This window comes from Actinospica durhamensis, assembly GCF_018139695.1.
Lineage (GTDB): Bacteria > Actinomycetota > Actinomycetes > Streptomycetales > Catenulisporaceae > Actinospica > Actinospica durhamensis.
On record NZ_JAGSOG010000069.1, the window covers coordinates 24,304 to 34,303 of the forward strand.

Here is a 10,000-nt window from a genome sequence, read left to right on the forward strand (position 1 = left end):
CGGTCGACGGCCTCGGCGCACCGGTGCGGGCACGCTCGCCCGCACGGCCGGGCGGCGGCCACCGGTGTGACTCAGTTCACCGGTACGGCGGACTGCGCCCGCACCCCCGACCGCTCGGCGGCGACCGCCTCGACGGCCGCCGGCCCGCTCGCCTCGGCCGCGGTCCCCGGCGCCTCGCCGCCGCCCGCCGACCCGCCCGCGCCCTGCGCCATGGCCTCGGCGTTCTCCCGCGCGGTGGTCGCGTAACCGGGCAGGTCACAGGCCTCGGCCAGCTCGGCCATGGCGGCGAACCGGGCCGCGGCCGACGCCTTGTCGCCCAGACCGGCCTGGACCGTGGCGACCCAGCCGAGCCCGGCCTCCAGCTTCGCCATCAGCTCCTCGCGCCACGGGTCCTCGGCGTTCGCCGCGTGCGCCTCGCGCAGCAGCTCGGCCAGGGTGTCGGTGGCCTCGGCCGCCTCGCGGTACGCCCCGGGCAGCAGCTCGCCGAGCACGTCGTCGGCCACCGGGTCGGGGTCGATCAGCAGCCGCACCTTGGACGCCCTCGCCTCGGCCAGCCGGGCCAGCTTGCGCGGGTCCGGCTTCGGCGGCTCGGCCGGCTCGGGCACCTCGCCGCGCTCGGCCGCGGCCGCCGCCTTGCGGGCCGCGGCCTCGCGCCGGCCGGCCAGCTCGGCCTCGGTGATCTTGCCGATCCAGGCCGCGGCGTCGTCGACCAGCGCCAGCGCCGCCTTCGGGTCCCTGGCCACGGTCAGCGCGGCCAGCTGCTCCAGCGCGCAGGCCCGCGGGTCGATCTCGTCGTCCTTCTCCGCCAGCCGGGCCGCCCAGGTGTAGTCGGCGGTGGCCTGGTCCGGCTCGCCGAGGGCGGCGAAGGCCTCGCCCGCGTCGAAGTGGATCCACCCGATGGTGACCTTGTTCCAGTCGGGCAGCCGGGCGAACAGGCCCTTGAGCAGCTCCCCGGCCCGCTCCGGCGCGCCGGTCCGGCGCAGGCTGACCACCTGGCCCGCGGTGGCCCGGCGCAGGTGGGACCGCGCGCTCAGCTGCCCCCAGCCGTCGCCGATCTGCTCCACGGCGTCCGCGTACATCTCCAGCGCCCGCTCGTGCCGCTCGGCCCGCCGGTGCACGTCGGCCACCAGGATCCGGGCGTACGCGGCCTCCTCCGAGCCCTCGCCGCCGGCCAGCACCGCCGCCTCGCGGGCCGCCTCGAGCAGGTCCTCGTCCCGGGAGCCGTCGCGCACCTGACGGGCGATCGCCTCGGCCCGCAGCAGCGCGATCGGCCCGGTCAGGTCCGGGTCCACCCCGGCGTTGAGCCGGGCCGCCTCCACCGCGGCCGCCTCCGCCTTCGCGAACCGCCCGTGCGTGAGCAGGTTCTGACCCCGCTTCAGCTCGGCGTCGGCCTGCTGCGGGAACTGCAGCGCGTCCCGGTAGGCGTCGCGGGCCTTGGCGTACCAGAAGTCCACCCGGTCCGCGGTCTCGGCCACGAACGCGGGCGCGAGCCCGAACCGGCCGTAGAGCAGGCCCAGGTTCTGCCGCAGGAACGCCCAGGCGCCGAGCATGTCCGCCCACGGCGAGGCGTAGAGCTCGGTGGACAGGTACAGGTCCTTGACCGCGGTGAACTTCTCGTTCGTGGTCGGATTCTCGATCATGTGGTCCGGGCCGGCCGCCAGGGCCTTGATCTCGATGATCGAGTCCAGGCGGAAGTCGTTGACCAGCAACAGCATCAGGTCGCCGTCGGTCAGCCGGCCGGCCGCGTGCCAGGTGCGGGCCCGGGCGAGGATCTCGTCCCGCTCGGCCAGCGCGGTCTGCTGATCCCCGGTCAGATAGGCCGAGAGGGCCGCGATCAGCCGGCTCACCAGCGCGTCGCCGGGCCGGTCGCACTGCTCGTAGATCCCGGCCTTCTCCAGCTCCAGGGTGCGGGCCGAGGCGAAGTCGCTCTCGCGCATCAGCACCGCGGCCCGGTAGCCGGTCAGCCGCGCCCGGTCCGGCAGCGAGCGCGGGGTGCCCAGCGCGGCCACCCGGGCCCAGGCCCCGTTCAGGTGCGGGTGGTCCAGGTAGGCCAGCACCCGGGCCTCGGCCAGCAGCGCGTCCTGCGCGGTCCAGCCGCGCGGCAGGTCCTCCAGGTCCGGCGGGGCGGCCCAGGGCGAGGGCACCGGCGCCAGCCCCGACTCCCAGAACTCGTCGTCCTCCTCCTCGGCCGGCAGGTCGACCTTGTGCAGCGTCTCCTCGCGCCAGGAGGTCAGCCGCTCGGTGTAGCGCTCCCGCTCGGCCTCGTCGGCGCACCCGGCGGCGTGCGCGGCCAGCCCCGCGTCCAGCCGCTCGCGCAGCCGGTCGGCCGTGGTCTCGGAGCGGTCGGGCAGGGTGATCGGCAGCTCGGCGTGCCCGCGCAGGCACAGCAGGTGCAGGAACTGCAGCACCCGGCCGTGGTACCAGGCCACGTCGTCGTCGAGCGGGGCGTCGAGCAGCTCGGCGTGGTCGTGCACGATGCGCAGGAACCCGGCCACGTCCCTGACCCGGTTCGCGTAGATCATGTGCAGGTCCAGCGCGCGCCACTCGCCGCGCACCCGCCGGATCAGCGGGTAGCCGGCCCGGTGGCAGCCGCGGGCGAGCGCGGGCCGGCCGAGCACCAGGGACAGGAAGGCCAGCTCGGCCAGCGCCTGGGCCCGGTGGTCCTCGGCGCAGTTCTGGTCCGGCAGCTCCAGGATCCGCTGCCACAGCTCGGCCGCGCGGGCCCGGTTCTTGGCAGGCCCCTGATACCACTGCGCGGCCACCATCGGCCCCATCGCGTCGCAGTGCGCCCCGGCGTCGCCCGGCTCGTCCGCGAGCAGCTCGACGAACTTCGCCGCCAGCTCGTTCTCGCCGCGGCGGCGGTGGAACCAGTAGCGGGTCCGGTACGGGATCCGCATGCTGTACCCGCCGTCGCGGTAGAACGCGTCCATCTCCTCCAGACGTCGGAGCACTTCCTGCGCCGGGACCTCGGGATCGAGGTCGAGCGCGGTGATCGTCGGGGAGAAGGTGGTGCGCAGGTTGTAGCGCACGTGCGGCTCGATCGCCTCGGCGTGCTCCCGGTACAGCGCCCAGGCGCGGTCGAAGAACTCGATCATGCGCGGCTTGTCGTCGGTCTCCATGTAGTCGTCGGAGATCCAGATCAGCAGCTTGCACTGGAGCGAGTAGTCCTCGCCCGCCTCGGCCTCGGCCGACAGCCGCAGGTGCCCCTCGATCCGCTCCCGGCCGTACGGCAGGTGGTCGAGCTCCTCGAACGCCGCCGCGATCCCCGCCGCATCCATCGCCATCGCCGCTACCGCTCCTCTTCCCGCGCGAACCGCTCCGCCTGCTCGGTCAGGGTCTTGACGAGGTCGGCGAAGCCCTCCGGGGCCGCCGCCTCGAGCTCGGCGATCAGCGTGCGCAGCCGGCGCTCGGCCCGGCCGACGGCGCCGTGCCGGGCGATCTCGAGCCGGCCGAGCAGCAGCGCGCAGTCGCCGATCCGGCCGTAGAGCCCGAGCAGGCCCTCGACATCGGTCGCGGCCCGCCGGGCCAGCACCCGGCGCAGGCCCTGCAGGGCCGCGGTCGCGTCCTGCTCGGCCGGCAGCGGGTCGTTCTGCGCGGTCAGCTCGGCCCGCTGCAGGTGCGTCTCGGCCAGCTCGAGCCGCAGCGAGTCGCGCCGGTCCGGGTCGGGCTCGGCCTCGAGCCGGCGCAGCAGCGCGGTGCCCGCCTCGTCCATCAGGTCCGTGCCGTCGTCGCGCCCGGCCCGGAACTCCAGCCAGGCCGCCGAACGCAGACACCTGATCCGCACCAGCAGCCGCTCCGGGTCGGCCCCGGCCAGCCGGGCCGCGCGCAGGAACGCGTCGGCCGCGGGCCCGGGCAGCTCGGCGTCGCGCAGGGCGTAGGCGGCGTTGACGGTCATCTCGAACAGGATCGCGTCGTCCGGCCAGTGCTCGAGGCGGTTGCGCAGCCGCTCGAGCACGGCCAGGCCCTCGTCCTCGGCCCCGAGCTGGAGCAGGGCGCGCATATACTGCATCTGATGACGGGCCAGCGCCGCGCCGTACTCCTCCGGGTCCCAGAACGACTCGTCGTCGAGCTCGGCGAACGAGCGCTGGTAGAGCCCCACCGAGACCCGGCGGCGGCCGGTGAAGGCCAGCGCGTCGGCCGCCCGCAGCCGGGCCAGGGCCGCCTCGGCGCCGCGGTCCTCCGCGGTGTAGATGTCCGCGGCCTCCAGGGCCGGGGAGATCGCCTCGGCCTCGCGCCCGTCCAGCTCCCACAGCGCGGTGGCCAGGGTCAGCGCGGCCGGCCCGCGCAGCCGCGCGTCCACGCAGTCCATCACCGCCGCCCGCGCCAGGCGCACCGCCTGGCGCGGGTCGGAGACCAGGCGGGAGAGGTTCATCTCGGCCCGCGCCGCGTACCAGGGCGCGCCCGCGGCCATCGAGCGCTCGACCACCTGGTGCAGCGCGGGCTCCACCTCGTCGAGCTCGCCGGCCTGGAAGAGCGTGTCGCTCAGGGCGTAGAGGTCCCCGGTCCCGGGCACCTCGAGGTGGGCCGCGCCCGGCTCCGCGTACGGGGGCGGGGTGGCCGAGGGCTCCCGCAGCGTGCTGCGCACCGGCAGCTCCAGCGGGCACAGCGCGGGCTGGCGCAGCCGCCGGATCCGCAGCCGGGAGGCGTAGCCCGGCGCGAGCCCGTCCTCCTGCTCGGTCCGGGCGATCCGGGCCGCGAGCGAGTCCAGCTCGGCGTCCACGAAGCCGCGCAGCACGCCCACGGTCAGCTCCTCGGCGGCCGGCACGTGCGCGCCGGGGGAGGGCGGCATGGGCACCGGCAGCTCGGTGTGCCCGAGCGCGACGAGGCGGGTGAGCAGCACGCTGGCGCCGGTGAGGAACTCGGCCTGGGCCGCGATCCCGGGCGCCGGCTCGGTGAGCCAGTCCGCGTGCTCGGCCAGCAGCTCGAGGCCGCGGTGCTCGTTGCCGGTCAGCGCGCAGAACTCCAGGTGCTCGCCGATCGCGCCGCGGAAGGCGGGCTTGCGCCGCGCGATCCGGTAGCCGTACTGGTGGGTGTGCAGCGCGGCGGCCAACTCGTCGCGCCGCAGCAGCACCAGCAGGGCCGCGCCGAGCACGCCCTGGGGCTGGTGGTCGCAGATCAGGTCGCCCTCGAGCACCGGGGCCCAGATCTCCAGCGCCCGCTCGTCCTGGCGCAGCGCCGCCGCCTCGGCCCCCTCGGCGTGCCGGGCGCACGCGGCGCAGTCCTGGCGGCGGCCCATCTGCCCACCGAGCCAGCCTTCGTACACTGCCGTTCCCTCCCGCTCCGCCTCGCCGCCCCGCGGTCGCACGCCGACGCCACAATTTACCTTACGAGACCTGGCACGGGCGGCGGGCGGATCTTGCCGGAGTCGGCGGGCGTGTCAGACCACTGGCGTGAGCGCGCCGGTCCCGACGTCGACCAGGTTGATCCGCGCCACCCGGAGCGTGCGCGCCGGATGCGGGTGCAGGGCGCCGAACGCGCGCTGCAGTTCGCCGGTGTCCAGCGCCATGGCCAGGGTGCAGTGCGGGACCCAGTGCTCCGGCAGATACAGCTCCCAGGCCCCGGCGATCGCGTCCCCGAGCGCGGTGTAGAGGTCGCGCTGCGCGGCGGCCAGCGCCGGGGTCCTGGTCGCGCCCAGGAAGAGCACCGAGCGCTCGCCCGGGAACGCGCCGAGCACCGGCAGGTCCAGCTCGGTGCCGAGCAGGCCGGCCAGCACCCGCCGGGCCGCGTCGTTCACCGTGATCCGCTCGGCGACGGTGAGCGTGACGTGCGGGTGGTGCTCGTGGTGCGTGGTCGTGGCCAGGCTGCGCAGGCCGGCCGCCTCGAGCCGGTCCCACAGGCCGCGCACGGCCGCGTCGCCGGCCGGATCGAAGAACATTTCCACGGAGACGGTCATGCCGGTGATCGTGGCAGACGGCTCCGTCCGGCGCCGCGGCCGCTCCGACGCAACTGGACAAAGGCCCCGGAGCGTCGGATAGATTCGGGGGAAGGCTCAGCATGCGACGGGGCGGGTCGACGGCGTGACGAAGCACGAGAGGGACAGGCGGTAAGCATGGCGGACGCACCGGTCGGCAACGGTCCGGAGAGCGCGACCAGTACGGAGCCCGAGGAGTCGTCCGCCGTGTCGAGCCCGCCGCGCATCCCGGTCTCCGAGGTCCCCGACCTCGAGCCGGAGGACGAGGCGGACGAGGCCGGGGCCGACGAGGAGCCCGGCGCCGGGGACGACTCCGACGGGGAGGACGGGTCCGAGGACGCGGGCGCGGCCCCGGCCGACCGGCCCGACCCGGCCCTGGCCGAGACGACCGTCGCCGCGCGCCCGGCCGTGGTCCCCAAGCAGGTCGAGAAGACCGAACCGGAGTCCGCGGAGCCGGCCGACGCCGAGGCCCAGGCCCGCCGGGTCTCGCTGGCCGAGGTCGAAGAGACGACGCTGATACCGAAGGTCGCCGACGTGAAGCCGGTGGAGACCACCACGGTCATGCCGCCGGTGCCGCCCGCCTCCGACATGGCCCGCCGCCCCTACTCCGACGCCACCGCGGCCGGCAACTCGAACGCCGCCCGCCGCGCCTACCGCGCCGCCGAGCGGCAGCGCCCGGACGCCGCCGCCGGGGCCCGCGCGCCGCAGGGCTACGGCCGCGCCACGGACGCCACCCAGGCCTGGACCGCGCCCCCGGGAGCCGAGCGCCCCGCCGCGCCGGCCGAGCCGAGCGGGCGCGGCTACCGGCCGCCGGAGTTCCACCAGGTCGACCCGCAGCGCGACGAGCTGCCGCCGCCGCACAACTTCCAGCTCGACCAGCGCGAGGTGGACGGCGACGACGGCCGTCCGCGCAGCAGGTCCCGGCGCGCGCTGCTGGTCACCGGCGGCGTCGCGGTGGCCGCGGCGGCCGGGCTGACCCTGGCCGGCGTCATCAAGATCCCCGGCACCACCCCGGCCGTGCCCACCGTCGGGTTCTCCCCGGAGGCCGACAGCGGCGCGTCCGCGGCCACCCAGACCGGCACCGCGTTCCTCACCGCCTGGCAGAGCGACCAGCTCGAGGCCGCGGCGAACCTGACCGACAACCCGAGCGCCGCGCTGGCCGCGCTCAAGGAGTACAAGCAGGTCCTGAACGTCAGCGGCCTGGTGGTCAACCCGAACCCGGCGAACGACGTGGGCTGGATGACCTACTCGCTCACCACCCAGGCGGGCACGCCGATGGGCGAGTGGCAGTACTCCAGCGGCTTCGCGACCTACTCGAAGCAGATCAACGGCTACACCCGCTGGTTCGTGCAGTGGAGCCCGGCGATCCTCTACACCTCGCTCAAGGCCGGCTACAAGCTCGCCATCAAGAAGACCCCGGCGAGTATCAAGGGCCTGGTGGACCGCAACGGCGCCGCGATCGACTCGAGCGCGCACCCGAGCCTGACCGTGATCGTCACACTGCTGACGAAGACGGCCGAGTCCTCCGGCGGCACGGCCGGCCAGGACGTCATCATGACCGACGCCAAGGGCAACCAGCTGGCCACGGTCGCCACCCTGACCCAGCCGATCAACAACGGCACCGTGGCCACCACGCTGGACATGAAGGTGCAGGCCGCGGCCGAGTCCGCGGTGCCCAACCACAGCTACAGCTCGATCGTGGCGATCCAGCCGTCCACCGGGCACATCCTGGCCATCGCGAACAACACCACCAGCCAGTACTACGACGACGCGCTGCTGACGAAGGTGGCCCCCGGCTCCACCTTCAAGATCATCACCTCCGCCGCGCTGCTGTCCAAGGGCCTGACCAGCCTCAGCAGCGAGGTGGTCTGCCCGCCGGTGATCACGATCGACCAGCAGACGCTCAAGAACAGCGAGGGCGAGGCCGGCGACTACACCTACGAGACGGACTTCGCCACCTCCTGCAACAACGCCTTCTCCAGCTTCTGGGACCACTCCGGGATGACCGGGAACCTGCTCTCGGACACCGCGAAGACCTACTTCGGGCTGAATCAGGAGTGGGACATCGGCCTGAACCAGACGGCCAGCTACATGGACGTGCCCGCGGGCCTGAGCCGCGGCGGCCTGGCCGAGTCCCTGGTGGGCCAGGGTGACGTGGTCTCCTGCCCGCTGGCGATGTGCTCGGTGGCCGCCACCGTGGCCAACGGCAGCTTCAAGCAGCCGATCCTGCTGCCCACGCAGAAGCAGATCACCGCGACCCCGCTCGGCTCGCAGCTGCACGCCGACCTCAAGACCCTGATGAGCAGCGTGATCACCGAGGGCACCGCGAAGTCCGTGGCCTTCCCCAAGAACGGCCACTTCTTCGCCAAGACCGGCACCGCCGAGGTCGGCAGCGGCGCGAACCTGACCAACAACAGCTGGTTCGTCGTGTTCGACGACGAGCACGACATCGCGCTGTGCGCCCTGGCGATCGACGGCGGCTACGGCGCCGCCACCGCCGCGCCGGAGTGCCTCACGGTCTTCCAGCACCTGGGCTACGCGTAGGCGCCACGGTTTTCGCCGAGCAGCCGAGCAGCCGAGCAGCCGAACGGCCGGGACGCGCACCTCGCGGTGCACGCCCCGGCCGTGGTGTCTTCGTCTCCTGAGACTTCGGGCCGCCGGCGATCCCCGCCCTAGGCCGCGGCGAACTCCTGCCGGGCCGTGCCCAGGCCGTCGATCTCCAGCTCCACCACGTCGCCGGCCCGCAGGTACGGCTTGTCGGCCTGGCCCAGCGCGACGCCCGCCGGTGTTCCGGTGTTGATGACGTCGCCGGGCTCGAGCCGCATGTACTGGCTCAGGTACCAGACCAGGTACGGCACGTCGAAGATCATGCTGGCGGTGCTGCCGTCCTGCCGGAGCTTGCCGTTGACCGACAGCCGCAGCCCCAGCGCCCCCGGGTCGCCCACCTCGTCCGCGGTGACCAGGTACGGGCCCAGCGGGTTGAAGGTCTCGCAGCTCTTGCCCAGGTCCCACTGGTGCGACTGCTCGAGCTGGAACTCCCGCTCGGAGACGTCGTTGCTCACCGCGTACCCGGCCACGTGCGCCAGCGCCTCGTCCGGGCTCGCCAGGTAGCGCGCCTCGCGGCCGATGACCACCGCGAGCTCCACCTCCCAGTCGGTCTTGGTCGAGCCGCGCGGGATCAGGACCGTGTCGAAGGGTCCGACGACCGTGTACGAGGCCTTCATGAACACCACCGGCCGCGGCGGGATCTGCGCGCCGGTCTCCTCCGCGTGATCGCGGTAGTTCAGGCCGATGCACACGACCTTGCCCGGACGCGCCACGGCCGGGCCGATCCGCTTCTCGGCCGCGCCGGCCAGCTCGGGCAGCTCGCCCGCCGCCAGCGCAGCCCGCACGCGCTCGAGGCCGTCCCCGGCCAGGAAGGCGCCGTCGATGTCCGGGGTCAGCGCGGACAGGTCCAGGATCCGGTCGTCGTCCGAGAGCACCGCGGGGACCTCCCGGCCCGGCTCTCCCACTCGCAGCAGTTTCATGGCCCCGAGACTAGGCCCGCGGCCCGGCTCGGCGCAACATTCATCGGATGTCTCCGGGTTCCCGCTCCAGCATGAGCACCCCGTCGTCGGCGTCGTAGTCGAACAGCTCGGCGTACCGGCCCCAGTCGATCGCGGTCTCCAACTGCCGCCGCGCCTCCTCCTCGGAGTAGCGGCGGCGCAGCAGGTCCACGAAGAAGCCCTCGCGCAGCCGCCCGTCCACCCCGGCCCGCAGCGCCAGCACGATCGCGCGCACCAGCGGCGCGCGCTCGGCCGCGAGCCGGGCGAACTGCTGCTTGCTGGCCAGGATGTCCGCCTGCGTGTACGCCCGGCCGGCCTCGGTCAGCTCGATCCGCGGGCCCCGCACCGTGGCAAGGCCCAGCAGCGCGACCGCGTCCACCAGCGGCAGCAGGTCGTCGACCTCGAAGTTGAGGTCGTCCGAGATCTCGGCCAGGCCGTCCTCGCCGCCGCGGGCCTCGAGGATCTCGAGCAGGCCCGCCATCCCGCCCACCGACACCGCGGGCAGCGGCACCTCCACCGGGGAGCGGGCCGCGGTGTCGGTGGG

At 74.4% G+C, this 10,000-nt stretch carries 6 protein-coding genes; 1 reads left to right on the forward strand and 5 read right to left on the reverse strand.

All coding sequences use genetic code 11. The annotated features are described in order from the left end of the window. Window positions 1-71: 71 nt before the first annotated feature. The 3 genes from KDL01_RS15930 to KDL01_RS15940 all read right to left on the reverse strand — a co-directional run bounded on the left by KDL01_RS15930 (window position 72) and on the right by KDL01_RS15940 (window position 5,893). The gene (locus KDL01_RS15930; protein WP_212529280.1) at window positions 72-3,284 is read right to left on the reverse strand and encodes a hypothetical protein; all 3,213 of its coding nucleotides are present in this window, start codon (window positions 3,282-3,284) and stop codon (window positions 72-74) included. A 5-nt stretch (window positions 3,285-3,289) separates the two neighbouring features. Beyond that, complete coding sequence (locus KDL01_RS15935) at window positions 3,290-5,263, reverse strand: hypothetical protein (protein WP_212529281.1); 1,974 nt, start codon at window positions 5,261-5,263, stop codon at window positions 3,290-3,292. 114 nt (window positions 5,264-5,377) lie between these two features. After that, window positions 5,378-5,893, reverse strand: a complete 516-nt coding sequence (locus KDL01_RS15940) for a 2'-5' RNA ligase family protein (RefSeq protein WP_212529282.1) — start codon at window positions 5,891-5,893, stop codon at window positions 5,378-5,380. Window positions 5,894-6,049: 156 nt separating this feature from the next. On the opposite strand from KDL01_RS15940, the gene KDL01_RS15945 reads away from it, so the two are divergent. After that, window positions 6,050-8,455, forward strand: coding sequence for a penicillin-binding transpeptidase domain-containing protein (locus KDL01_RS15945; RefSeq protein WP_212529283.1), 2,406 nt, complete (start codon window positions 6,050-6,052; stop codon window positions 8,453-8,455). A 128-nt stretch (window positions 8,456-8,583) separates the two neighbouring features. Here the strand turns inward: KDL01_RS15945 and KDL01_RS15950 are convergent, their stop codons facing one another. Together KDL01_RS15950 and KDL01_RS15955 are read right to left on the reverse strand one after the other, a co-directional pair. After that, window positions 8,584-9,438, reverse strand: coding sequence for a fumarylacetoacetate hydrolase family protein (locus tag KDL01_RS15950; RefSeq protein WP_212529284.1), 855 nt, complete (start codon window positions 9,436-9,438; stop codon window positions 8,584-8,586). 40 nt (window positions 9,439-9,478) lie between these two features. Continuing rightward, window positions 9,479-10,000: AAA-associated domain-containing protein (locus KDL01_RS15955; RefSeq protein ID WP_212529285.1), on the reverse strand; the 522-nt coding region annotated here is incomplete at its 5' end.

Excerpts from the sequence above, each read along its gene's own strand:
- KDL01_RS15930 (WP_212529280.1), bottom strand. The coding sequence starts at position 3,284 with ATGGCGATGGATGCGGCGGGGATCGCGGCGGCGTTCGAGGAGCTCGAC.
- KDL01_RS15940 (WP_212529282.1), bottom strand. The coding sequence starts at position 5,893 with ATGACCGTCTCCGTGGAAATGTTCTTCGATCCGGCCGGCGACGCGGCC.
- KDL01_RS15945 (WP_212529283.1), top strand. The coding sequence starts at position 6,050 with ATGGCGGACGCACCGGTCGGCAACGGTCCGGAGAGCGCGACCAGTACG.
- KDL01_RS15950 (WP_212529284.1), bottom strand. The coding sequence starts at position 9,438 with ATGAAACTGCTGCGAGTGGGAGAGCCGGGCCGGGAGGTCCCCGCGGTG.